This is a genomic window from Natronorubrum sp. A-ect3, assembly GCF_041821125.1.
Lineage (GTDB): Archaea > Halobacteriota > Halobacteria > Halobacteriales > Natrialbaceae > Natronorubrum > Natronorubrum bangense.
In genome coordinates, this window is record NZ_JBGUBB010000005.1 from 125217 (window position 1) to 147814 (window position 22598).

The following is a 22598-nucleotide window of genomic DNA, read 5'->3' on the forward strand; positions in this document are numbered from 1 at the left end:
TGGAGTGGTAATACCTATCTGTCAGTAGCTGAAACAACGGGATATGGAACATCAGTTGGACTCGAAGAAACGAGACATCCCAGAGGAGGCAACGCTCGAGGTGGACAACATTGGTGGTATCGACGAAACGACGGTGTCATTTCGGCAGGGAGTCACCGTTCTCTCCGGTCGAAATGCAACGAACCGAACCTCGCTGTTGCAGGCGATTATGGCTGCACTCGGCAGCAATCAGGTCAGCCTGAAAGCCGACGCCGCAGAAGGGAGTGCAACGCTCGAGTTCGGAGACGAGACCTACCGACGCACACTCGAGCGTCGAAACGGGACCATTGTCACCGACGGTGAGCCATACCTCGAGGACCCGGAACTCGCCGATCTGTTCGCGTTTCTGCTCGAATCCAACGAGGCGCGACAGGCCGTCGCTCGTGGCGATGATCTCCGCGAACTGATCATGCGGCCGGTCGACACCGCTGCCATCCAATCGGAGATCGAACAACACGAGCAGCGAAAGCGCGACCTCGACGACCAGCTCGCAGAACTCGACGACCTCGAGGGGCGCCTCCCTGACCTCGAGGCAAAGCGGACACGCGTAACTGACGAAATCGAGACACTGGAAGCAGAACTCGAGGCGGCACAGGAGAAACTCGAGGAAACGAACGTCGACGTCGAAGAGCGCCGAGAGGAACAGTCCGAACTCGAGGCAAGACTCGATGACGTGCGTGAGACGCGGTCGGAAATCGAACACACCCGCGACCGGATCGAGACCGAACGGGCCAGCATCGAAGCGCTCGAAGAAGAGCGAGACGAGGTCGAGGACAAACTCGAGTCACTCTCGACGGGTGACGAGACGGAAATCAGCCGGCTCGAGGCGGAAATCGAGACGCTTCAGGCCGACAAAGCTGACCTTTCCGAAGAGATCTCTCAGCTACAGAGCACCATTCAGTTCAACGAACAGCTCCTCGAGGAGCCGGATTCGTTCCTCGCAGAGACGACCGAAACTGACGACGGTCCCCTGACGGATCAGTTGCTCGACGAGTCCGAGACAGTCACGTGCTGGACCTGTGGCTCGTCAGTTGCTCGAGACCAAATCGACACGACGATCGAACAGCTCCGAACCGCACGCCAGGAGCGACTCGAGAAGCGATCCGAAATCAGCGCCGATCTCAACGATCGGCGAGAGACACTGTCCAGCATCAACGAAAACCGCACTGAGTATCAACAGACCCAGCGGCGACTCGAGTCGATTAGCAACGAGATCGACCGTCGAAGCGATCGAATCGAAGCGTTGACCGAAGAGCGTGAGGAGCTCGCCGACGAAATCGATGTGCTCGAGGCCGAGATCGAAGACCTCGAGACCGAGGAGTACAGCGGCGTTCTCGACCAGCACAAGGAAGTCAACCAACTCGAGTTCGAACTCGAGCGCAAAGAGCGCACGCGCGACGAGATCGAATCCGAGATCGCAGAAATCGAGGCCCGTCTCGACGACCGTGAGGGACTCAAGGCCCGCCGAGAGGACGTTACTGATGAACTGACGACGCTTCGCACCCGAATCGATCAGATCGAGGCCAATGCGGTCGAGGCGTTCAACGAGCACATGGAAAACCTCCTCGAGACACTCCAGTATGAGAATCTCGATCGGATCTGGATCGATCGGACTACTCGCGAGGTCCGTGAGGGACGCCGGAAAGTCTCGAAATCGTCGTTCGATCTCAAAATCGTTCGAAGCACCGACGACGGTGCGGCCTACGAAGACACGATCGACCACCTGAGTGAGAGCGAACGGGAAGTGACTGGGCTCGTATTCGCGCTGGCCGGATACCTCGTTCACGACGTCTACGAAACGGTCCCTGTCATGCTTCTGGACTCGCTCGAGGCGATCGATGCTGAACGAATTGCAACGCTCGTCGAGTACTTCGAGTCGTACGTTCCGTATCTCGTCGTGGCGTTGTTAGAAGAGGACGCACAGGCAGTCGAAGGCGGCCACGGTGTGATTACGGATATCTAATCGTTGGTTGTCTTCACGCCCGTACTGCGGAGGCGAATCCGGACTGGATTGCGTTGAACGTACAGTCGATGTATGAGGGACTAGCGATGGATCGATCTGACGTTCAGCCCTGCACAACTGATTACACGAGTATGCTTGTAATCGCAGGCCGATACTCGTCAATCACGGTTCCCAGTGACGTCATGCTAACTGACTGGCTTTCTACCGATCAGACAGCCGTCGTTCGATTGGCCGTCCGGGACCGGGTCGTCTGAAACATTTTCCGGCTCCTTCGGAAGTTTGTTCGGGTGTGTTCTGTTGGGGCGGCCGCAGAACCACTGTGGATACGAACCGCCAGTTGCAGCCTGCTGTCGAAGCGATTATCAGCACATTCGACGATCAGTTCTATACCAGTGCATTTGCCCCTGAATAAGAGGATGTTACTACAATATAATCACCTAAAGGGAATTCGACTCTCCCGGAACGATCGACAGCTGACAGCACTATGTTAACATACCACAACTCCGGCCAAAGCTATTATTTCTGAACTCTTTTACCGTCTCTCTTCCTGTTCCAGTGTATAGTTCCCGAAAGAATCTCACAAATGTTTATGTCACTTTCAGACTCTTCTCGAAAGGATATCCGGACAGGCCGAAAGCTTTCTGTAGCCTTCGAACGTAGGTCTGTCTATGACTGGGACACCCAATCGGTCGGTCGAACGGGCCTTCAGGCTCGTCGATGAGCTCGCAGAAAATGGCGGTGGTGGCGTCTCGGAACTCGCTGACCGGCTCGATATGCCCGTCAGTACCGTTCACGACTACCTGCAAGCACTCGTCGCGACGGGATACGTGACCATGGATGACAAAGAGTATCAGACGACGACGCGATTTCTCGAGGTTGGCCACCGGCATCGACACCGGCTAGAGGTTTTCAAAGCGGTCCGTGACGAACTCGAGGACGTCGCTGAAGAGACCGGTGAACACGCAACCCTCCTTATCGAGGAAGACGACCAGGCAGTGATCCTCGCGGTTCAGGAAGGACCCGACGCAGTCAATCTCTTTGCGTATCCTGGTGCTCGGATGCCGCTCCATGCCACTGCTCCGGGAAAGGCGATGCTCGCGCATATGCCCGCTGAGCGAGTCGATGAGATCATCGATCGACATGGTCTGGTTGCAGTGACGTCACAGACGATCACTGATTCCGATGTCCTGTTCGAGCAACTCGAGTCGATTCGCCAAGCGGGGTATGCAGTCGACGAAGGCGAACGCATCGCAGGAATGGTCTGTATCGCAGCGCCGATCCTCGACAAGAGCGATCAGGTTCGTGGATCGATCTGTGTCTGTGGGCCACAGAGTCGAATCGATGAGACGCGCCGCAACGAAATTGCAGACGTCGTCAAGCGAGCAGCAAACGTGACGCAGGTGAATCTGGACTACGTGTAGCCGACCGAACCGGATCTGGTTCGTGACTGGTGCGGTCGATTACGGGTCTGACACCGGAGCCAGCGCTTCGATCGTCCCCTCGGCTAGCTCGTCAGCAGCCTGTTCTGGAATCGTCACCAGCGGCCGATCGATCGCGGTCTCGGCGGTTAACTCGTAGAGCTGTTCGCGTGCAGCGTCTGGCGTCCCGGCGACACCGAGGTCGTGTACCATTTCGTCCGTCACGAGCCCGGTTGCTTCCCCCCTGTCGCCCGCTTGCCACGCCTCGGCGATGCGTTCTGCTTGGTCAGGGAACTGGGTTGCGACCGCGTTCTGGTAGCCTTCGCCACTGCCGACGTAGTAGGCGATATGGCCACGAACAGCGTCGTAGGCTTCAGACTCGTCATCGCTTACCGCCGCTGGAACGTATGGTGCGATCGTAATCTCGTCCGGATCACGATCGGACTCACGAGCCGTTCGCTCGACGACCTCGAAGGCGCTCTCGAGTTCGGAAAACGGGATGTTGTGGGGCATCCAGCCATCACAGAGTCGCCCGACGACACGTCGGTTGGCCGGGCCGAGCGCCGCGTGATAGACTGGAACATCGGCGTTTACCGGCGGGACCCCGGTGACGCTGAGCAGTTCGCCGTCGTAGTCGACTCGCTCGTCGTCTCGCAGGATCTTTGTAATGATCTCGATCGTCTCGTGAGAGCGACGAACTGGCTGTTCGAACGTCATCCCGTGGATGTTTTCGACAGCCGTCGGCGTACTCGTTCCGACGCCGAACGACGCGCGGCCATCCGACACCTGATCGAGCGTCGCTGCTGTCATCGCGAGCACAGCCGGTGTCCGTGAAAAAACGTTTACGATGGCCGTCCCGATCTCGACCTCGTCGGTCAGCGCCGCGATTTCAGCGAGCTTGACGACGGAGCTCGTCCCCCAGAGCTCCCCCATCCAGACGGAGTCATACCCCTGTTGTTCCGCATCGATCGCGAGATCGGTCGGGTCGTGTGCGCCAGTTCGTGGGATCACCAGGCCAAGATGCATACCACCACGTTTGAGATTTATCGTGATAAATCATTCTTCGGATGTAATCTCCTGAGTCTGTCGCGTCTCGTTACTATCGGCCGACGAACTCGGGGTCGCCATCGCCGAAGAACGCCTCGAGCCCGATTTCGTAATCTTCAGTCTTGGATGCGTCGGCGATTGCATCGGCTTCCACGGCCAACTGCCCCTCGAGGCCGCGCTCGTAGCTATCAGTCAGCAGCTGCGTTGCCGTCCCGAGCGCATGCGTTGGGCCGGCTGCTAACCCCGAGGCGATTGCCTCGAGTCGCTCGTCGAACTCGTCGGCGGGTGCGACCTCTGTTGCAAGCCCCATTTCGACGGCTTCGTCGGGAGCGATCGCTTCATCACGGAGGACGATCTCTTTGGCCGTTCGAAGCCCGACCAATCGTGGCAGGAAGAAGGTCGCACCGCCATCGCCCGTCAGTCCAATGCCCGGATAGGCGAACTTCAGCGTTGCATCCTCGCCGAGGACGACGAGATCCGGCATCAGTGCGAGGCTGAAGCCGATCCCGGCGGCGATACCGTTGATCCCGCCGACGACAGGTGTCTTTGCTCGATGGAACTGCGTGATCGCCTCGTGGGCGCGACCGGCCAGTTCTCGAAGGTGGGGTGCGTCGGAGGCATCGCCCGAGAGCTGCGAGAGATCTGCCCCGGAACCGAAGAAGGTCCCTTCGTGGGTCAACACGATACACCGGGTGTCTTGATCGTCCCCGAGTGTCGTGGCAACCGAAACCAGTTCGTTCGCCATCTCGAGCGTGAGTGCGTTTCGGCCAGCCGTGCTCTCGAGCGTGACCGTCGCGACGCCGTCGTCGTGGTCGACAGAGAGGTTTTCGTACGAAGCCATGCCAGTCGGTTTCTCGCAATAGCTGTTAACGATACTGATCCCTGGGTTCGCTCACAGCGGCCACAAAAACGGACGAGATTGGAGCGCTGATCAGTCGACGTACTCGGTCAGATCGAGCGGCTCCGCCCGGAAGAGATCCGGATGCATCTCGGCGACGTCGTCTGCGATCGCTGGCGTGCACTCGAGTTGATCGAGGACATCCGTCTCGAGGTCGATACCGGGTGCAACTTCGACGAGCGTGAGTCCGTCTTCACGAAGGTCGAAGACGGCTCGTTCGGTGACGTAGCGAACCGGTTGGTCGATCTCGCGGGCGTACTCCCCGCTGAAGGTGATCTGTTCGACGGACTCGATGAACTTCGGCTGGTCGCCCTCGCGTTCGATCGCGAGTTCGCCGTCGCCGACGTCGAGTTCGAGGCCGTTGGTCGTCAGCGTCCCGCAGAAGACGACCGTTTCGGCGTTCTGGGTGATGTTGATGAAGCCACCACAGCCGGGCAGTTGCGAGCCGAATCGGCTCACGTTGATGTTGCCGGCCGGGTCGGCCTGGGCCATCCCAAGGAAGCCGAAGTCGAGGCCGCCGCCGTCGTAGAAGTCGAACTGCTGAGTGGAGGCGACGAGTGCCTCGTGGCCCGTCGCGGTTCCGAAGCTGATCCCGCCCGAGGCGGAGCCACCGACGGGGCCGGATTCGACGGTCTGAGTAATCTCGTCGTCGATGCCACCTTCCGCTGCGACGGCCGGGATGAGTTCGGGAACACCGACGCCGAGGTTGATGACGGCATCACTCGAGAGCTCCATTGCGGCCCGTCGGGCGATGATCTTTCGTGCCGACAGGGGTGCGTCGTCTGGCGAGTCGCTTGCGGGCGGTTTGATCTCGCCGCTGTAGGCTGGGTTGTACGGCTCGGCGTACGTCTGTGGGTGGTGTGAGGCTGGTGCTTCGACGACAGCGTCGACGAGGACGCCCGGAACGGCAACCGATCGCGGATCGAGTGTGCCCGTCTCGGTGACACGCTCGACTTGGGCGATCACGGTGCCACCGGAGTTGTGGGCTGCCTGTGCCATCGTCAGCACGTTCGACTCGAGGGCCTCCCGTTCCATCGTGATGTTGCCGTTCTCGTCGGCGGTCGTTCCCCGGATAATCGCGACGTCGATGGGGACCGAGCGGTAGAACAGATACTCCTCGCCGTCGAGCGTGACGACGTCGATGAGATCTTCGGTCGTGATGTCGTTTGCCTTCGCGCCGTCTTGGCGTGGATCGACGAAGGTTCCGAGCCCGACGTTCGTGATCGTGCCGGGCTTGCCCGCAGCCGTATCCCGAAGCATGTGATCCATCGCGCCGAACGGGAGGTTGTACGCCTCAACGTCCTCTTCGACGATCCGTTCCATCAGATCCGGCGTAAAGCCCCAGTGGCTGGCAATCGTCCGCTTGATCATCCCGTCTTGGACGAGATGAGAGATGCCGTTCCCCTGTCGGTCGCCTTCCGCTGCCGGATGATACAGCGTGAGATCGCCGGGCGCGCCAGTCTCTGCGTAGCGTTCGCCGAGTGCCTCGAGCAGATACTCCGGAATACCGACGGCCACGAAGCCCCCGATTCCGACGGTGTCGCCGTCGTCGATACGATCCACTGCCGCCTCCCGTGACTGGATACGTGTCATACATATCACTCTCCGTGCGAGCGCCCATTTCTATGTATCTATTTGTCGACGGATCGCACCCTTTAGTAGGCCACTCTCGAATACCGTGGTATGGAGCTTACGCACGAACAGCAGCTTATCCAGGACACGGTACAGGATTTCGTCGAAAACGAGGTCGGCGCCGACGTCCACGACGCTGACGAGAACCAGAAATTCCCGGAAGACGTCTGGGATGGACTCTCGGAACTGGACTTTACAGGGATGACGGTGCCCGAGGAGTACGGCGGCCTCGACGTCGACGAACTCACCTACAGCATCATCAACGAGGAACTCGCCTACGGCCACCTCGCCGTCGCAACGGCGCTCTCGGTGCACTGTCTCGCGACGTCGTGTATCCGTCAGTTCGGCTCCGAAGCCCACAAAGAGGAGTGGCTCCCAGAGATGGCCCGTGGCCGTCCCGTCGGTGCGTTTGCGCTTTCGGAACCCCACGCTGGCTCGAACCCTGCCGAGATGTCGACCGAAGCCCGACTCGACGGAGATGAGTACGTCATCAACGGCAAGAAACAGTGGATCACCAACGGCGAGCGCGCGGGCGTCGTCATCCTCTTTGCCAAAACTGACCGTGACGACCCCGACACCGTCACGCAGTTCCTCGTGCCGAAAGACGTTGAGGGCCTCGAGGTCGGCAAAAAAGAGGACAAACTCGGCCTTCGAGCGAGCGACACGACGACGCTCATCTTCGACGACGTCCGCATTCCAGCCGAAAACCGCCTGACTGAGGTCGGGCGCGGGCTCAAATCCGCGTTCTCGATTCTGACTGGCGGCCGTGTGGCGATCGCGAGCCAGGCAGTCGGCGTCGCACAGGCCGCCCTCGATGACTCGGTCGAGTACGCCAACGAGCGCGAGCAGTTCGGCGAGCCGATCATCGAACATCAGGCGATCAGCCAGAAACTCGCCGATATGCAGACCGACGTGCAGGCAGCCCGTCTGCTGACTCGTGATGCCGCGCGCAAGAACGAGGACGGCGTCGCAGCGAAGGCTGCGGCGATGGCCAAATACTTCGCCAGCGAGGCAGCAGTCGACGTCGCAAACGAAGCGGTCCAGATCCACGGCGGCTACGGCTACACGAAAGACTTCGACGTCGAGCGCTACTACCGCGACGCCAAGATCACGACGATCTACGAAGGAACCTCCGAGATTCAGAAAAAGATCATCGCCCGCCACCTCAAACAGTAGAGCGGACGGGATGTCTACTTCGAATCGCTCGAGTCGACTCTATTCGTACTCGTAGAATCCAGAACCCGTCTTTTTGCCGAGTTCGCCCGCTTCGACTTTCCGCTTGAGGAGGTAGGCTGGTTTGTACCGATCGCCGAGTTCCTCGTGAAGCGTTTCGGTGGCGTGCAGACAGATATCGAGGCCGATGTGATCGGCGAGCGTCAGCGGCCCCATCGGCACGTTCGTTCCGAGTTCCATCCCCGCGTCGATGTCGTCTTTCGTCGCAACGCCTTCGTCGAACGCGCGAATGCCCTCGTTGATCCAGGGCATGAGAATGCGATTCGTGACGAAGCCGGGCTTGTCGTCCGACTCCCAGGTCGTCTTCCCGAGGTCTTCGGCGAACTCGTGGGCGACATCGACGAGTTCAGGATCGGTCTGCTCGCCGACGACGATCTCGACACCCGGCATCACCGGCACGGGGTTCATGAAGTGGAGTCCGACGACCGACTCCGGTCGCTCCGTCGCGCTGGCGATCGACGTGATCGAGAGCGTACTCGTGTTCGTCGCGAGGACGGCGTCATCGGCTGCGATCTCGTCGAGGTCGCCGAAGATGTCGCGTTTGATGTCGAGATCCTCGAGCGCTGCTTCGACGATGAGGTCACAGTCTGCGAGGTCCTCGAGGTCCGTTGTCCCGGTGATCCGGTCACGAACGTCTGCGGCCTCGTCTTCCGTGAGCGTCTCGTTCGAAACGAGTCGGCCGAGACTGTCATCGATCGTTTCGAACCCGTTCTCGACGAACTCCTGTTCGATGTCCCGCATCACGACGTCGTAGCCGTGTGTGGCGGCAACCTGTGCGATACCACTGCCCATCGTCCCCGCGCCGATAACGCCGACGCGGTCGATTGTCTCTACGTCCATCACCAGTGTCTGTTCCGACTATACCTATAAGTGTGCCGACTCGATAGATCTCGGCTGTCGGGAGTCGTTCGATACACATATAGTCCCGTCTGCTCAACAGTAGCGTGGTAGCTAATGTCGAAGGCATTCGTCGCCGGAACAGGGATGACTGCGTTCGGAACGTTCCCCGAGCGGACAGGGCGAGACATGTTTGCGGAAGCTGGGCTTGCAGCACTCGACGACGCTGGAGTTGGGCCCGAGGACATCGACGAGGTGTTTTACGGCAATTTCGTCGGTACACTCGCTGAAAACCAGGGCCACCAGGGACCGCTCGCCGCTGAGGCGCTGGGGACGACCGCGCCCTCCAGACGGGTCGAAAGTGCGTGTGCCTCAAGTGGGATCGCGATCCGAGACGCCGTTCGTGCGGTCCGAACCGGCGAGGCAGACGTCGTCGTCGCTGGTGGGATGGAACGGATGAGCAACATGGGAACCGCCGGGGCGACCGACGGGTTGGCTCGTGCGGCCGACGACCTTTTCGAGATCCGAGCCGGCGTCACGTTCCCCGCAGCGTACGCGCTGATGGCACGAGCGTACTTCGACGAGTTCGGCGGCGGTCCCGAGGATCTCGCTCACATCGCCGTCAAGAACCACGACAACGCCCTCGTCAACGATCACGCACACCTCCAAGAGGAGATCACCGTCGACGACGTCCTCGAGTCACCAGAAATTGCGGCCCCACTCACGCTGTACGATGCCTGTCCGATCAGTGACGGGGCAGCCGCACTCGTCTTACTGTCGCCATCCTACGCCGAGGAACACGGCCTTGACAGCGGCGTTGCGATCACGGGCTCGGGCCATGGCGGCGACACCATGGCTCTACAGGATCGCCAGTCGCTTGCGACGGCTCCAGCAACACGCGACGCAGCCGAAGAAGCCTACGACGATGCTGGCATCGATCCCGACGACGTCGGGCTTGTCGAGGTTCACGACTGCTTTACGATCGCCGAGGTGCTCGCTCTCGAGGGGCTTGGGCTCTACAGCTACGGAGAAGCTATTGGAGCGGCTCGACGCGGCGAGACGGGACGTGATGGCGACCTCCCAGTGAATCTCTCCGGTGGACTCAAAGCGAAGGGGCATCCAGTCGGTGCAACCGGCGCAGCGCAGGTCGCAGCCGTCAGAAACCTCCTCAATGGAACCCATCCACGAGCCGACGCTGTCGACGACGACGTCACCGTTGGCCTCGCACACAACGCGGGTGGGACGGTTGCCAGTGCAGCGGTACACGTACTGGAGGTGACACGATGACGGGCCGACAGGATGGTAGCTACGACGCGTTCCTCGATGCACTCGAGGCTGGAGATGGCTACTACTACGAGTGTTTGAATGGCCATGCGATGGTGCCACCACGGCGTGTCTGTCCACACTGCGGTGACCGCGAACTCGAACGAGTCACGCTACCCGAAACAGGTGAACTCGTCACGCACACGACTGTTGCCGTTCCGACGCCGCAGTTCGAAGACGATGCACCGTACGTTACGGCGATCGCGACGTTCGGGTCAGTCAAACTGACTGGAATCCTCCAGAACGTCGACCCAAACGACGTCGAAATCGGCCAGGAAGTCACTGTCGCCGTCGAATCGGCCGAGACGACGGACGAGCGGACGATTACGTTCCACCCGCACGACTAATCCGATGTCACACACGACGCCGATCACCGTCGACTGGAGCGATACCGATGCTGGCGGGCTCATCTACTATCCACGGTTCTTTCATTTCGTGATCGTGGGCCTGAACGACTACTTCAGTCCAGCCACTGACGGTGAGCATCCGATGGAATCCTACCGAAAGGATGGGTATCTGCTCCCCGCAGTCGAGGCGTCGGCGTCGTTTCACGCACCGCTCCGTGCCGGAGACACGGCATTGCTCGAGACGACTGTCGTCGACAGCGGCACTACCTCGCTGACGGTTTCGTTCGACATTAGCCGACCATCGACTGATGAACACGTCGCCGGCGGCGAGGTATCGTTCGTCTTCGTTGATGAGACGTTCAAGGCGACACCGCTCCCGGATGCGATACACGCGTGTATTCACGAGCGCGGTGACGTGATCGACTGACGGGACGCGTCGGTGACACAGGTTCCGTCGTGATTTTCGTGTGATCGGGTCTCGTGACCGGGACTCCGGGCAGCGCTAAAAAAGACCCTACCGGCGTGGGTCTAGCTGTGTTTTTCCTGCTCCTGTTCTCGCAGTTCGACGCGTCGGATCTTGCCACTCGAGGTCTTGGGAAGTTCGTCGACGAACTCGATCCGGCGTGGGTACTTGTAGGGTGCTGTCTCCTCTTTCATGAACTCCTGTAGTTCGACTTTGAGGTCGTCGCTGCCTTCGTAGCCCTCGGCGAGGATCACGTAGGTCTTGACGACGCTGCCACGCTCGTCGTGTGGACTGTCCACGGCGGCAGCTTCGGCGACGGCGTCGTGGCTGATGAGTGCGTCTTCGACTTCGAAGGGGCCGATCCGGTAGCCTGAGGAGATGATGATGTCGTCGGCGCGGCCTTCGAAGAAGAAGTAGCCGTCCTCGTCCTGGGAGGCAAGGTCACCGGTTCGGTAGTACTCTCCGGAGAGCTTCTGTTCGTCGAGTTCCGGCTTCTCGTAGTAGCCGTCGAAGATCGCCGGTGAGTCGACGGGGACTGCGATTTCGCCGATCTCGCCAGGCTCGACTTCTTTTTCGTCGTCCACTTCGATGATTGTCGCTCCGACGCCGGGGGTCGGTTTCCCCATGCTACCGATCTTGACGTCAATACCCGGGTAGTTCGTCACGAGTGCGACCGTCTCGGTCTGGCCGTAGCCGTCGCGTGGCGTGACACCCCAGGCATCTTGAATGCGCTCGATCGGCTCGCGGTTGAGCGGCTCGCCCGCCGACAGCGTGTCGTTCAACTGGACGTCGTAGGCATCGAGATCGGCGTTTGCGAACATCCGATACTGGGTCGGGACTGCACAGAGTTTGGTGACGCCTTCGTCCTCGAGAATCTCGAGGAACGTTTCCGGCTCGAAGTCACCGTCGTAAATGAGCTGTGTTGCGCCAGTGGTCAGGCCAACACCGACCGGGCTCCAGAACCACTTGGCCCAGCCGGTGCCGGTCGTTGCCCACAGCAGTTCCTCCTCGAGGTCGGTCTCTTCGTCGATACCCCACCAGTATGGGCCGTTAATCTGGTTGAAGCAGTACTGCCAGCGGTGTTTGTGCAAGACGGGCTTTGGCTGGCCGGTCGTCCCACTGGTGTAGTTGATCGACATCGGATCTTCTGACGTGAGGGCAGGACCGTCGTACTCGGCTGACTGGCCGTCGCTTACCGACTGGAACGTCGACCACTGCTCGTCGTCGAGGTCGCTCTCGTCGCCCTCGAGAACGATGACGCGCTCGAGTGGCGTGTTCTCGAGGATAGGCTCGACCATATCAGTGAGCGAGTCGTGGACAACGATCGTCGTCGCGTTACAGTCATTTGCACGGAACTCGATGTCTTTCGCTCGTAGCATCGACGAACAGGGGACCAACAGCGACCCCGTCGCGAGCGCACCAAGCTGGATGCCAAACGTATCCGGATGGCGCGGGAGCAGATGCATGATGCGGTCGCCTTTTTCAACACCCAGTTCTTCGAGGCCGTTCGCAAACTGGTTCATCTCCTCGTGAAGGTCGTTATAGGTCCGCTCCTCGCGGTAGCCGTCCGCGTTTAGAAAGTGAACAGCGACTCGGTCACCGAACGACGCTGCATGGTCGGCGACAGTCGACGTGACGGTATATGATTCCGGAATCTCCCATTCGAACTCCTCAACAATGGCATTGTAATTCATACCCATACCGGATCAATCATACTATGTCTGCTTTAATGTTTTGCTGCTCCCAGATTTCTCGCCGATAGCAGTGGGTATAAATATGAGGTGCTGATGCGACCTGCTACTGTCTGCTGGTGCACAGCTGATGTTCTGTCTCGACGGACGGCCGTGTGCACAAGCAATCGGGAGTAACGCCGTGGAATGCCGTGCTGTACCACGGTGAGACTGGTTCCGTTTGGGAGGGAAGATAATGTACACATTTACCATGACCCGTGACATCAGACAGCTATGGACACGAGCAAGCAACTGTACGAAATCGATGCGACCGGATGGAAACGGGGGCTGTACGATGACATCAAACGAACGTTCAGGGCACCGATCGTCAACTGGATCTTCCGAACGACGATTGCGAACTACCCCGAGTTCCTCCGGTATGCCTGGGGACAGGTGAAACCGGCGTTCCAGACGGCTCGTTTCGGGCATCTCTCGGTCAGCTATCGAGACACTGTTCTCTCGGCAGTGTCCGACGAGACACCGATTCCAACCTATCGCTGTGACGAACTCGAGATTACTCCCGCTGAGTACGGTGAGCTTCGGGGACAACTCGCCACCTACGACATCGTGGCGCCGCGACTTGCCGTCCTCTTCGAACTCGTCGACCGGGCGCTTTCCGACGAGCCGATCGGTACTGCACCCGATCGCACTCGAGACGCAACCGCGCCGCTTCCAGCCGAGTTCGATGCTGAGCGGGGCCGGCCACCGACGATGGTCGCGTTCGACGAGACGCCGGCCGAGCTGGTCGACGTCGTTCCAGCGATCCAGTCGTTTCACGGACTCGAGGACGGACTGCCGAGTATCTACCGGACGCTCGCCCAGTGGCCGGGATATCTGGTCCCGATGTGGGACGACCTCGAGCCAATTCTTCGGAGTGATGGGTTTTCGACGGCTGTTGTCGATGCCCGAACAGCGGTGACCGAGTACGTCGATTCCCTGCCCTACACACCACAACTGGGTCCCGAATCGCTCGAGCGGAACGGAATCGACGAGCCGGCAATCGAGGAACTACAGACGCTGTTCCGGGAGTTCAATCAGGGTGCGATCGAGACTGTCGTTCCAGCGCTCCCAGTGTATGCGACGACGGTCGCCGCCGCTGGCAGCCGTTCGCTCGAGTAAACGAGTCGCGGTTTCAGCGTTCGATGCAGATCGTGTGCAACTCACCCATAGTCTCTTATTGCGTGGGCGAATCGAGTCAGTATGTCATTCGACCCAACCGCCGTTGAAACGATCACTGTCGACTCGTATGGAACCCTCGTCGACCCTGCTGCCGTTGAAACGGCGCTCGAGACAGCTGTCGACGCCGAGCATGCACAGTCCATTTCCGATCAGTGGCGAAGTCGCTCGCTCATGTATACGATGGTGAGCAACTTCACCGACAGCTACCAGCCGTTTTACGACATGAACCGCGATGCGCTTCGAGTCTCGCTCGCGGATCATGGTGTCGACCTCCCATCTGCGACAATCGAGGACATCCTCTCGGCGTACCACGATCTCGACCCGTTTGAGGACGTCCGGTGCGGACTCGAGGCCGTTACTGACGCCGGATACGAGGTCTTCGTGTTGTCGAACGGAAATCCGGCGATGCTCGAGTCGATGGTCGAAACGGCAGCTCTCGACTCAATACTCTCGGGGACGATCAGCGCACACGAGATTCGGACGTTCAAACCCGACGCAGACATCTATCAACATGCGGCGGCGCAAACGGAGACACCGCTCGAGTCGATCGCGCACGTTGCCGGCCCGACATTCGACGTCCAGGGGGCGATGCATGCGGGCATGCAGGGAGTCTGGATCAATCGAACAGCTGGTCTCTGGGATCCATTTGCTGCCGAACCGCACCTGACCATCGAGACGTTTGATGAGTTCGCGACCGAACTTGGTGTGTAACGACGCCACGCGCCATCCAGAGACGCATGGCTCATGGATGGCACCCGCTTTCCGAAGCGCAAATCGTGCACCAGATATATTTCCATTTATAAGAATATATTATCTTAGTAGTTCGAGAAGGAATACTTCATTTTGGCTGTCGTATTCGCACTGAGTCGGAGAAAAGGATCCAGATTATTCATAACAATTTAATACCTGCGATATGACGATGAGTAGTGTATGCAGACACATACCAAGGAAGCACTGGCATCACTGACTGCTGCATTAGCACTCGTTGGTGTCATCCATGCCGGGATCTGGTTCACGATGTTCGGGACTCCCGATCTCATGGTGTTGGGGTTCCCCTTCCACTACTTCTGGCTGGTGGCTGGTGGTCCGATTGCAATGTTCGTCCTGTACTGGATCTACTACCAGTACATCACGTCCTCGATTATGGAGGAAAAAGAACGATTGAACGCATCTACAGATCCCGCTGGGGCATCTGACGATATTAGTGCGAAAGCAGGTGATGACGATGATTAAGCCGTTACAACAGGCTGGCGAATACCCGTTCCAGGAGACGTTCACTGATCTCGTAATCCCGGTTGGAATCATCGTCGTGATGTTCCTCGTGTTCTACGGGATCAGTTACTACATGAAGAGCAACATCCAGGGCAGCGACGACTACATGGTCGCTGGACGGACGATTGGCCCGTTCGTCAACGGCTCTGCGGTCTCGGCGACCTGGGAGAGTCTGGCGACGTTCATGGGTGTCGTCGCCCTCATGGTGCAGGTCCAGATCCCATTCTTGGCAATGTGGACCAACTTCCTGCTCTCGATCCCACTGATCGTGATCCTCTACGGACAGACACTGCGTCGACTCGGTTCGTACACTCCAGCGACGTTTTGTAAGGATCGCTACGGTAACACGATGTCCGCCGTGATGGCGCTGCTCATCGTGTTCGTCATGCTGATGTATGCACTCGGTCAGTTCATCGGCCTGGCCCAGGTCGCCGAAATTCTGTTCGGGTGGGACTACACGCTCTCGCTGTTCGTCATTGCGACCTTGGTTACCGGGTACGTGGTGATCGCCGGGATGTGGGGTGTGTCGTACAACTCTGCTCTACAGTTCTGGATCATGCTCACCGCGGCCTTTATTCCGATGATGGTCGTCCTGAACCAACTCGGCTCCTCGGGCTGGTTCTTCCCGCCGCTTGGCTACGGTGACCTCGTGCCGGAGATGCAACAGACCAATCCCGACTTCTTCGACATGACGTTCGATACGCGGTGGTACTTCGCCATGTTCCTGGCGATGGCGCTAGGGCCGATCGGGATGCCACACCTCGCCCAGCGGATCTTTACTAGCCGTAGCGTTGAAGCCGGTCGGAAGACCGTCTTCTGGTTCGTCCTCGTGACGGGCCTGATGTTCGCAACGATCTACTCCGTTGCGTTCGCCGGCGTCTACTGGCTCGGTCAGGAAGGATTCGAAGTCGCCGAAGCCGACTTCGACAAGATGATCTTCTACCTGAACTTCGCGTTCAGCGGGAACTCGATCACCGGATACGTCGTTGCCGGTGCGATTGCCGGCGGACTCTCGACCGTCAGCGGTCACATGCTCGCGATCAGTGCCGCTGTCGCAAACGACGTCATCGAAGCCTTCGAACTCGACGTCACTGAGGACCGCAAGACGCAGTTCGGTTACGCTGCCGTCATTGGGGCCGGACTGGTCGTTGCTCTGCTCGCACTCAGCCCGCCCGCGTTCCTCGTCGTCAGTATCCTCTGGGCGTTCGCGATCAGTGCCGCCGCGATTACGCCAGTGATCGTCCTCGGCGTCTGGTCGGCCCGCGTGAACCGATACGGGGCAATCGCCTCGAGTGTCGTTGGATTCGGTTCCGTTGTCGTGCTCTCGCCACACGCTATCGGCGGTATTGGGGCTGGCGCTGAGGGACTGACAGCACAGTTGGGTATCGACGCGATCATGATCGCGTTCCCACTGTCGATTCTCACGTTCGTCGTCGTCTCGCTGCTCGCGGAGCGAGTCGATTCGCTGAACGTGGACCCGGAATCGAACCGCAACCTGATCAACGAGATGCACGGCTACCCGGACGACGACGTCGACCGCTTTACCAGCGCGATGCCGCTGCTCATCCTCGCCGCATTGATGCTCCCGATCCTCTGGTGGGGGATCCAGCCCTGGTAACCTACTCTGCTCTCTATGCAACTCTTTGGCTCCAAACTCGGAACGATGGTATGGCTGCTCATCGGTGTCGGCACCGCTGCGATTGCGGTCCACAACGACAACCAGCTAACGGCACTCATCGCCGTCGGCTGGATCACCCTCGCCGTGTTCAGCTGGGCCGAGTATCGGAAAGATAACTAACTCGCAGACTCGTTTTCGTCGGCGCTGAGTACTCGAGCCGTGCGCCTACTCGTCTCTGATGAGGAGGATTGGACGCTGTGACTCGAGCATCACTTTTTGTGTGACGCTTCCGAAGAGTGCTTTGCCAGCGGCGCTCCGTTTGCGCCCGCACATGACGATCCCATCCGCCATGATCTCCGCTGCGACTGCGATGACCCTGTCAGGTGGATTACCGTGTTCAAACCGTTTTTCGATCGTTGCTCCGTACTCCTCGAGCACGTCGTGGGCGACAGCAACACTCTCAGGGACCGCTGATTCATCCAGTTCACTGTCGTCGGTCAGGTGCGTCTCAGCTTCGACGAGCCACGGCTGCTGTTTCAGCTCTGAAACGTTGAGAACGACGACATGAATGTCCTCGGGCGACCCTGGAAGCGACGTAACGGCCCTTGCTGCTCTCCGTGCTCGATCGACGTCGTCATCGACGGGGAGTAGCGCGGTGTACATGTTTATAGTTCACATTCGACACGGATTAAATCCTTCTCCAGCTATCGCGAGTGTATGTATAGGTGGAGCTTCAGTTGAACAAATATGATGCCGGACTCGAACGTCAATTTCGACGAAGGCCGTACGGTCGTGTGCAAGTGATAATAAAAACTGGCCCAAGTAGTCTCAAGCGGTCACGACTCGTCTAATAACACGGTAACCGGTCGTGTCGACTCGAGCAGCACCGACTGAGTGACACTCCCGAATAGCATCTTTCCGGCCGCACTTTTCTTTCGGCCACTCATGATGATGTTGTCGGCGTCGACCTCGTCGGCAACCGCGAGGATCTGGTCAGTCACGCTCCCTCGCTCGAATCGGGTTTCGACGTCGATCCCGTGGTCCGTGAGGAGTTCATACGCTGCGTTCGTGCTTTCGGGCAGTTCTGGGTCCGCCTTTCCCTCAGCGCGTTGCGTTTCGAACTCACGCAGCCAGGGCTGTTTGGTCGACTCGGAGATGTTCACCAGGACGACCGCTTTCTCTTCCGGTCCGCCGGGAAGTTCGAGGACGGTTTCAGCCGCTCGCATTGCCCGCTCTTTGCTCTCATCGACCGGAAGCAAAATCGTGTGCATGACTGACAGTCGGTTCAACATCACTTAATCATTTGGGAAGACATGGTGTCTGCAGGCGAAACTGGTGTCGTTTCTGTACATTCCGATCACAGACGGCAGCATATGACAGTTCGAATAGGTGACCGATAACAAGACTTTAGAATCTTGGCACTCATGGTCATACCAATGTTCGACGATAACGAGCTCGAGGGTATCCGTGAGCAACAGGACCAGTGGGTGGACGAGACACTCGACCCTGTTCTCGAGCATCATGGCGAACGAAAAGACCGGTTTGCGACGATTTCGAATCACGAGGTCGATCGGCTCTACACGCCCGAAGACATCGCGGACCTCGATTTCGAGGATGATCTCGGCTTTCCCGGCGAGCCGCCGTACACGCGTGGGCCGTACCCAACGATGTACCGCGGGCGGACGTGGACGATGCGGCAGTTCGCAGGCTTCGGCACCGCAGAAGAGACCAACGAACGGTTTCATTACCTGATCGACGAAGGCCAAACCGGTCTCTCGACGGCGTTCGACATGCCGTCGCTGATGGGGATCGACTCGGATCATCCGATGAGTGAGGGTGAAGTCGGCAAAGAGGGTGTTGCCGTCGACACGCTTGCTGATATGGAGATCCTCTTCGATGGGATCGACATCGACGAAGTCTCCACCTCGTTCACGATCAACCCGTCTGCGGCAGTCATCTACGCGATGTATATCGCGCTGGCCGACCAGCAGGGCGTCCCCCGCGACAAAGTGCGCGGAACGCTCCAGAACGATATGCTCAAAGAGTTCATCGCCCAGAAAGAATGGGTGATTCCACCGAGCCCCTCGCTGAAGATCGTCACCGACACGATCGAGTTCGCCGTCGACGAGACGCCGAAGTTCCACCCCGTCTCCATTTCGGGCTATCATATCCGGGAAGCTGGCTCGACAGCCGCTCAAGAGGCTGCGTTCACGCTCGCCGACGGCTTCGCCTACGTCGAGGACACGCTCGACCGCGGCCTCGACGTCGACGACTTCGCTCCCCTCCTCTCGTTTTTCTTCAACTCACACAACTCCATCTTCGAAGAGATCGCAAAGTTCCGCGCGTCCCGTCGCGTCTACGCCCGCGTGATGGACGAGTGGTACGACGCAGACAAGCCCGAATCGAAACGGCTGAAGTTCCACACACAGACCGCCGGGCAGTCCCTGACCGCCCAGCAGCCGCTGAACAACATCGCCCGCGTTACGATTCAGGCGCTCGCCGGCGTCCTCGGTGGCACGCAGTCACTGCACACGAACAGCTTCGACGAGGCGCTAGCGCTGCCAAGCGAGAAGGCCGTCCGTGTCGCGTTGCGAACCCAGCAGATCATCGCCGACGAGTCCGGCGCGGCCGACATCGTCGACCCGATGGGTGGGAGCTACGCCATCGAGAAACTCACCAACGAGATGGAAGCCGAGATCATGGGCTACATTGAAGAGATCAAAGATATCGGCGATGGTTCGGTCCGTGACGGCGTCCTCGAGGGCATCGATCAGGGCTACTTCCAGCGCGAAATTCAGGAGTCGAGCTACGAGTACCAACAGCGCGTCGAACGCGGCGAAGAGGTCGTCGTCGGCGTCAATAAGTACACCATCGAAGAGGACACCTCCCCGGAGATCCTCAAGATCGACGAGACGACGCGCGAACGCCAACTCAACCGCCTCGAGCGCGTCAAAGACGAGCGTGACGACGCGGAAGTCGAGGCCACCCTCGAGGCGCTTTCGGATGCGATCGACGCCGAGGAAAACGTCATGCCGTACATCATCGACGCGGTCAAAGCCTACGTAACGATGGGCGAAATCATGCAAGTGTTCGAAGACCACCACGGCGCCTACCAGGAAGAGCTCAGTCCAGTCTAACCTGCGCTTCGAATAGCCGACAGAACCGACAGGCGCTACTCGGTGGTCGTCGCTTCGGTCTCGAGAACGTACGTGCACTCTGTATGCGTATCCCCGCCGATTTTGACTGCTTCCGTCGCGACCTGCTCAAATCCAAACCCGCGGTAGAACGCATTGCCCAGTTCGTTGGCCTCGAGTACCATCGCTTTGATGCGCTCGACGCCCTGGTCGACCAGCCGATCGCGTGTCTCCTCGAGCAACTGCCGGCCGAGACCTTCATTGCGAAATGCTGGTGCAACGTAGACACGGAGCAGTGTGCCTTCGTTCTCATCGAAATCGATAGTTGCGTGGGCGAAGCCGGCGACCTCGCCGTCGTGCTCGGCAACCAACATGAGCGCCCGTGACCAGATAATCGAGTCACGAATCAGGTCGTCGGAGTACCATTCGTCGAGCCCGTCTTCAATAGATTCACGGCTCAAAATATCGGGATAGTCATCAGTCCACGAGGATTGGGCTACGTCCTGAATCGCATCGATGTCGTCGGTAGTTGCTTCGCGGATTGTCATATGATGACAAGGACCCATGTTGAATTAACGTTTATCCTCATCTTGCTGGCTCAACGCAGTTCGACGTGTGTCGAGTCGAGACACCACAAATTCCGATAGAATCATACTTCTCCCAGTGAAACGCAGGAATATGAGTACTGACAGCGAACAGCAGAGTATCCGGTGTATGGTCGCGAAAGTAGGACTCGATGGACACGACCGTGGCGCACACGTTATCGCTCGAGCGTTCCGTGACGCCGGCTTCGAGGTCATCTACTCCGGACTACACAAGGCCCCCGACGACATCGTTCAGGCAGCGGTCCAGGAGGACGTTGACGTCCTCGGTATTTCGATTCTCTCCGGAGCCCACGACACGCTCGTCCCGAAGATCATGGACGGGTTAGAATCGTACGGCGCAAAAGAGGATACGCTCGTCCTCGCCGGTGGGGTGATTCCGGATGAAGATCGAGCGACTCTCAAGGACGAGGGTGTTGCAGCCGTTTTCGGTCCCGGAACGTCGATCGAGGAAACGATCGAGTTCGTCCGTGAGAACGCACCCAAGCGGTGACCGGCGAGGAGGGAGACTCGAGGCGTGTTATCTGGAGCAGCCACAGAGGTCGGCCCAGCAACTCGAGAGCGAACTGTATCAAACAACTAGGTAGTTGCGTAGTCTGTCCAAATAAGAGACGCGTCTTGCTGTCGGTCAGCTGACGCCGTCGTTAGCTCAGCAGATGCTGAGCGATCGTGTTTCGCAACACTTCGCTGGTCCCTTCGTAGATCTCGTTGAGTTTAGCGTCGCGGTAGAACCGCTCGGCAGGGAAGTCCTTGGTGTAGCCGTAGCCGCCGTGGATCTGGATTCCTTCGTTCGCGACTTCGCGACTCACTTCGGAGGCGTAGAGTTTCGCCTGTGCGGCCTCCTTGATATAGTCCTCACCACGAATCTTCTTGTCAGCGGCGTCGTGCATGAGCAGGCGGGCAGCCCGCGTCTTCGTATCCATGTCGGCCAACTTGTGCTGGATCGCCTGGAACTCGCTGATCGGCTGGTCGAACTGCTCGCGGTCCTGGCTGTACTTGGTTGCTTCGTCGAGAGCCGCCTGTGCGATCCCGATCGAACGAGCCGCGATCGTGATACGGCCACCGTTGAGCGTCTTCAGTGCCTGCACAAAGCCGTCGCCCTCATCGCCAAGGAGCCGGTCTTCCGGAATCCAGAGGTCGTCAAACCGGAGTTCAGCGGTTGGACAGCCCTTGTCGCCGAGTTTCTCCTCCGTCCCTTCGACGATGAACCCGTCATCCTCCTCGGGACGAACGATGAACGAGGAGATTCCCTTGTTGCCCGCCTCAGGATCGGTCTTGGCGAACACCGTTACCGTATCGGCGACCGAACCGTTCGAAATCCAGAGCTTGCCGCCGTTGATCAGGTAGCCGTCGCCGTCTTCCTCGGCTGTCGTCTCCATCGCTGGCACGTCACTGCCAGCACCGGCCTCCGAAAGTGCGAACGCACCGATGTCAGTTCCTTCTGCGACAGGCGTGAGATATTCTTTTTTCTGTTCGTGGCTGCCGAACTCATACAGCATGTTCCCTGCAAGCGAGATGTGGGCGGCGACGATCGTTCCCAGACCGCCGGAGCCACGCGAAATCTCCTCGAGGGCTGCCGGATACGTGTGGTAATCAAGTCCAGCCCCGCCGTACTCTTCTGGGAACGGCATCCCCATCAGTCCGAGTTCGGCGAGTTCGTCGACGATGTCCTCGGGGAACTCGTCTTTTTTATCGATTTCGTCGGCGACAGGAACGATTTCCTCGTCGACGAACTCCGTGACCATCTCCGTAATCTGGCGCTGCTCGGCTGAGAGACTGAAGTCCATGTCCCATACTTCACACGTCTTTCGTATAGATTTTCCTCTTTGGGAAGCCGTCGCAGTGACAGTTCGGCCCGTCCGC

Annotated in this window: 22 protein-coding genes; 13 read left to right on the top strand and 9 right to left on the bottom strand. The window is 59.0% G+C overall.

The features are described from left to right. Positions 1-43 precede the first annotated feature (43 nt). Both ACERJA_RS15520 and ACERJA_RS15525 read left to right on the top strand, forming a co-directional pair. Complete coding sequence (locus tag ACERJA_RS15520) at positions 44-2002, top strand: archaea-specific SMC-related protein (RefSeq protein WP_373609155.1); 1959 nt, start codon at positions 44-46, stop codon at positions 2000-2002. A 668-nt stretch (positions 2003-2670) separates the two neighbouring features. Then, entirely contained in the window at positions 2671-3423 is a 753-nt protein-coding gene (locus ACERJA_RS15525) for an IclR family transcriptional regulator (RefSeq protein ID WP_373609156.1), read from the top strand. Between the two features lie 39 nt (positions 3424-3462). Here the strand turns inward: ACERJA_RS15525 and ACERJA_RS15530 are convergent, their stop codons facing one another. From ACERJA_RS15530 to ACERJA_RS15540, 3 genes are all read right to left on the bottom strand, one after another. Then, entirely contained in the window at positions 3463-4446 is a 984-nt protein-coding gene (locus ACERJA_RS15530) for an LLM class flavin-dependent oxidoreductase (protein ID WP_373609157.1), read from the bottom strand. Between the two features lie 73 nt (positions 4447-4519). Continuing rightward, positions 4520-5308, bottom strand: a complete 789-nt coding sequence (locus tag ACERJA_RS15535) for an enoyl-CoA hydratase/isomerase family protein (protein ID WP_373609158.1) — start codon at positions 5306-5308, stop codon at positions 4520-4522. A 90-nt stretch (positions 5309-5398) separates the two neighbouring features. Next, positions 5399-6958 (bottom strand): acyl CoA:acetate/3-ketoacid CoA transferase, encoded by a 1560-nt coding sequence (locus ACERJA_RS15540; protein ID WP_373609159.1) that lies wholly within the window; start codon positions 6956-6958, stop codon positions 5399-5401. Between the two features lie 90 nt (positions 6959-7048). Here ACERJA_RS15540 and ACERJA_RS15545 point away from each other — a divergent pair, with 90 nt between their 5' ends. After that, on the top strand, positions 7049-8173 hold the full coding sequence (locus tag ACERJA_RS15545; RefSeq protein WP_006067318.1) for an acyl-CoA dehydrogenase family protein: 1125 nt from the start codon (positions 7049-7051) through the stop codon (positions 8171-8173). 39 nt (positions 8174-8212) lie between these two features. Here the strand turns inward: ACERJA_RS15545 and ACERJA_RS15550 are convergent, their stop codons facing one another. Beyond that, positions 8213-9070, bottom strand: a complete 858-nt coding sequence (locus tag ACERJA_RS15550; protein ID WP_373609160.1) for a 3-hydroxyacyl-CoA dehydrogenase family protein — start codon at positions 9068-9070, stop codon at positions 8213-8215. A 114-nt stretch (positions 9071-9184) separates the two neighbouring features. Here ACERJA_RS15550 and ACERJA_RS15555 point away from each other — a divergent pair, with 114 nt between their 5' ends. Genes ACERJA_RS15555 through ACERJA_RS15565 form a run of 3 tightly spaced genes read left to right on the top strand, consistent with a single transcriptional unit; the run spans position 9185 to position 11164 of the window. Beyond that, a complete protein-coding gene (locus ACERJA_RS15555; protein WP_373609161.1) occupies positions 9185-10354 on the top strand; it encodes a beta-ketoacyl synthase N-terminal-like domain-containing protein in 1170 nt (389 codons plus the stop codon). Then, complete coding sequence (locus ACERJA_RS15560; RefSeq protein ID WP_373609162.1) at positions 10351-10737, top strand: Zn-ribbon domain-containing OB-fold protein; 387 nt, start codon at positions 10351-10353, stop codon at positions 10735-10737. The genes ACERJA_RS15555 and ACERJA_RS15560 overlap by 4 nt, the downstream gene beginning before the upstream one ends. 4 nt (positions 10738-10741) lie before the next feature. Continuing rightward, a complete protein-coding gene (locus ACERJA_RS15565) occupies positions 10742-11164 on the top strand; it encodes an acyl-CoA thioesterase (protein ID WP_373609163.1) in 423 nt (140 codons plus the stop codon). A 101-nt stretch (positions 11165-11265) separates the two neighbouring features. Here the strand turns inward: ACERJA_RS15565 and ACERJA_RS15570 are convergent, their stop codons facing one another. Beyond that, complete coding sequence (locus tag ACERJA_RS15570; protein WP_373609164.1) at positions 11266-12900, bottom strand: acyl-CoA synthetase; 1635 nt, start codon at positions 12898-12900, stop codon at positions 11266-11268. Positions 12901-13164: 264 nt separating this feature from the next. On the opposite strand from ACERJA_RS15570, the gene ACERJA_RS15575 reads away from it, so the two are divergent. The 5 genes from ACERJA_RS15575 to ACERJA_RS15595 all read left to right on the top strand — a co-directional run bounded on the left by ACERJA_RS15575 (position 13165) and on the right by ACERJA_RS15595 (position 17179). Next, complete coding sequence (locus tag ACERJA_RS15575) at positions 13165-14049, top strand: halocarboxylic acid dehydrogenase DehI family protein (protein ID WP_373609165.1); 885 nt, start codon at positions 13165-13167, stop codon at positions 14047-14049. Between the two features lie 81 nt (positions 14050-14130). Beyond that, on the top strand, positions 14131-14820 hold the full coding sequence (locus ACERJA_RS15580) for a haloacid dehalogenase type II (RefSeq protein WP_373609166.1): 690 nt from the start codon (positions 14131-14133) through the stop codon (positions 14818-14820). A 219-nt stretch (positions 14821-15039) separates the two neighbouring features. Next, positions 15040-15342 carry a hypothetical protein gene (locus tag ACERJA_RS15585; protein ID WP_373609167.1) on the top strand — a complete coding sequence of 101 codons (303 nt, stop codon included), beginning with the start codon at positions 15040-15042 and terminating at the stop codon, positions 15340-15342. Then, the gene (locus ACERJA_RS15590; protein WP_373609168.1) at positions 15329-16999 is read left to right on the top strand and encodes a sodium:solute symporter; all 1671 of its coding nucleotides are present in this window, start codon (positions 15329-15331) and stop codon (positions 16997-16999) included. Before ACERJA_RS15585 ends, ACERJA_RS15590 begins: the two co-directional genes overlap by 14 nt. Before the next feature lie 45 nt (positions 17000-17044). Then, the gene (locus ACERJA_RS15595; protein ID WP_373609169.1) at positions 17045-17179 is read left to right on the top strand and encodes a hypothetical protein; all 135 of its coding nucleotides are present in this window, start codon (positions 17045-17047) and stop codon (positions 17177-17179) included. A 45-nt stretch (positions 17180-17224) separates the two neighbouring features. Here ACERJA_RS15595 and ACERJA_RS15600 read toward each other — a convergent pair whose 3' ends face one another. Both ACERJA_RS15600 and ACERJA_RS15605 read right to left on the bottom strand, forming a co-directional pair. Next, positions 17225-17662, bottom strand: coding sequence for a universal stress protein (locus tag ACERJA_RS15600; RefSeq protein ID WP_006067329.1), 438 nt, complete (start codon positions 17660-17662; stop codon positions 17225-17227). 173 nt (positions 17663-17835) lie between these two features. Further along, positions 17836-18270 carry a universal stress protein gene (locus tag ACERJA_RS15605; RefSeq protein ID WP_006067330.1) on the bottom strand — a complete coding sequence of 145 codons (435 nt, stop codon included), beginning with the start codon at positions 18268-18270 and terminating at the stop codon, positions 17836-17838. Between the two features lie 165 nt (positions 18271-18435). Between ACERJA_RS15605 and ACERJA_RS15610 the strand changes: the two genes are divergently transcribed. Further along, positions 18436-20136, top strand: coding sequence for a methylmalonyl-CoA mutase (locus ACERJA_RS15610; protein WP_373609170.1), 1701 nt, complete (start codon positions 18436-18438; stop codon positions 20134-20136). Between the two features lie 35 nt (positions 20137-20171). Here the strand turns inward: ACERJA_RS15610 and ACERJA_RS15615 are convergent, their stop codons facing one another. Then, positions 20172-20681 carry an N-acetyltransferase family protein gene (locus tag ACERJA_RS15615; protein ID WP_373609171.1) on the bottom strand — a complete coding sequence of 170 codons (510 nt, stop codon included), beginning with the start codon at positions 20679-20681 and terminating at the stop codon, positions 20172-20174. Between the two features lie 130 nt (positions 20682-20811). Here ACERJA_RS15615 and ACERJA_RS15620 point away from each other — a divergent pair, with 130 nt between their 5' ends. Further along, on the top strand, positions 20812-21228 hold the full coding sequence (locus tag ACERJA_RS15620) for a cobalamin B12-binding domain-containing protein (protein ID WP_373609172.1): 417 nt from the start codon (positions 20812-20814) through the stop codon (positions 21226-21228). Positions 21229-21379: 151 nt separating this feature from the next. Here ACERJA_RS15620 and ACERJA_RS15625 read toward each other — a convergent pair whose 3' ends face one another. Further along, positions 21380-22522 (bottom strand): acyl-CoA dehydrogenase, encoded by a 1143-nt coding sequence (locus ACERJA_RS15625; protein ID WP_373609173.1) that lies wholly within the window; start codon positions 22520-22522, stop codon positions 21380-21382. Positions 22523-22598: the final 76 nt, after the last annotated feature.

Bases quoted from the DNA above. Each gene is read 5' to 3' on its own strand.
- ACERJA_RS15520 (WP_373609155.1), top strand. From the start codon at position 44: ATGGAACATCAGTTGGACTCGAAGAAACGAGACATCCCAGAGGAGGCA.
- ACERJA_RS15615 (WP_373609171.1), bottom strand. From the start codon at position 20,681: ATGACAATCCGCGAAGCAACTACCGACGACATCGATGCGATTCAGGAC.
- ACERJA_RS15560 (WP_373609162.1), top strand. From the start codon at position 10,351: ATGACGGGCCGACAGGATGGTAGCTACGACGCGTTCCTCGATGCACTC.
- ACERJA_RS15570 (WP_373609164.1), bottom strand. From the start codon at position 12,900: ATGGGTATGAATTACAATGCCATTGTTGAGGAGTTCGAATGGGAGATT.
- ACERJA_RS15530 (WP_373609157.1), bottom strand. From the start codon at position 4,446: ATGCATCTTGGCCTGGTGATCCCACGAACTGGCGCACACGACCCGACC.
- ACERJA_RS15620 (WP_373609172.1), top strand. From the start codon at position 20,812: ATGAGTACTGACAGCGAACAGCAGAGTATCCGGTGTATGGTCGCGAAA.
- ACERJA_RS15565 (WP_373609163.1), top strand. From the start codon at position 10,742: ATGTCACACACGACGCCGATCACCGTCGACTGGAGCGATACCGATGCT.
- ACERJA_RS15580 (WP_373609166.1), top strand. From the start codon at position 14,131: ATGTCATTCGACCCAACCGCCGTTGAAACGATCACTGTCGACTCGTAT.
- ACERJA_RS15600 (WP_006067329.1), bottom strand. From the start codon at position 17,662: ATGTACACCGCGCTACTCCCCGTCGATGACGACGTCGATCGAGCACGG.
- ACERJA_RS15525 (WP_373609156.1), top strand. From the start codon at position 2,671: ATGACTGGGACACCCAATCGGTCGGTCGAACGGGCCTTCAGGCTCGTC.
- ACERJA_RS15605 (WP_006067330.1), bottom strand. From the start codon at position 18,270: ATGCACACGATTTTGCTTCCGGTCGATGAGAGCAAAGAGCGGGCAATG.
- ACERJA_RS15535 (WP_373609158.1), bottom strand. From the start codon at position 5,308: ATGGCTTCGTACGAAAACCTCTCTGTCGACCACGACGACGGCGTCGCG.
- ACERJA_RS15545 (WP_006067318.1), top strand. From the start codon at position 7,049: ATGGAGCTTACGCACGAACAGCAGCTTATCCAGGACACGGTACAGGAT.
- ACERJA_RS15585 (WP_373609167.1), top strand. From the start codon at position 15,040: ATGCAGACACATACCAAGGAAGCACTGGCATCACTGACTGCTGCATTA.
- ACERJA_RS15595 (WP_373609169.1), top strand. From the start codon at position 17,045: ATGGTATGGCTGCTCATCGGTGTCGGCACCGCTGCGATTGCGGTCCAC.
- ACERJA_RS15575 (WP_373609165.1), top strand. From the start codon at position 13,165: ATGGACACGAGCAAGCAACTGTACGAAATCGATGCGACCGGATGGAAA.
- ACERJA_RS15610 (WP_373609170.1), top strand. From the start codon at position 18,436: ATGTTCGACGATAACGAGCTCGAGGGTATCCGTGAGCAACAGGACCAG.
- ACERJA_RS15550 (WP_373609160.1), bottom strand. From the start codon at position 9,070: ATGGACGTAGAGACAATCGACCGCGTCGGCGTTATCGGCGCGGGGACG.
- ACERJA_RS15540 (WP_373609159.1), bottom strand. From the start codon at position 6,958: ATGACACGTATCCAGTCACGGGAGGCGGCAGTGGATCGTATCGACGAC.
- ACERJA_RS15555 (WP_373609161.1), top strand. From the start codon at position 9,185: ATGTCGAAGGCATTCGTCGCCGGAACAGGGATGACTGCGTTCGGAACG.
- ACERJA_RS15625 (WP_373609173.1), bottom strand. From the start codon at position 22,522: ATGGACTTCAGTCTCTCAGCCGAGCAGCGCCAGATTACGGAGATGGTC.
- ACERJA_RS15590 (WP_373609168.1), top strand. From the start codon at position 15,329: ATGACGATGATTAAGCCGTTACAACAGGCTGGCGAATACCCGTTCCAG.